We start from the raw sequence: 227 nt of genomic DNA, 5'->3' as shown, positions 1-227 counted from the left end.
CGGCAACACGCTGGTTTCGCGGGATACCGATAGCCTGCAGCGCGTCTGGGCCTACTGGCTGATGGGCGTGATTTGCTATGTGCCCGCCAATGCCTACCCGATGCTGCGCACACAGACCCTTTTCGTGAAAGAAGAAAGCACGATCATCGGGGGCGCGGTGGAGCTTGCCGAATATGGATCATGGGGCATCGCCTTCATCATCCTGTTCGCTTCGGTGGTGATCCCGC

1 protein-coding gene is annotated in these 227 nt (G+C 59.5%); it reads left to right on the top strand.

Annotated elements, in window-relative coordinates; translation table 11 throughout:
• A partial coding sequence (locus A3764_RS21375) for a paraquat-inducible protein A (RefSeq protein WP_236628289.1) occupies nucleotides 1-227 on the top strand: 227 nt, incomplete at both ends.

This window comes from Sulfitobacter sp. HI0129, assembly GCF_001635395.1.
Lineage (GTDB): Bacteria > Pseudomonadota > Alphaproteobacteria > Rhodobacterales > Rhodobacteraceae > Sulfitobacter.
Note: the sequence above shows the minus strand (reverse complement) of the source record. Positions and strands in the feature narration are given on the sequence as shown.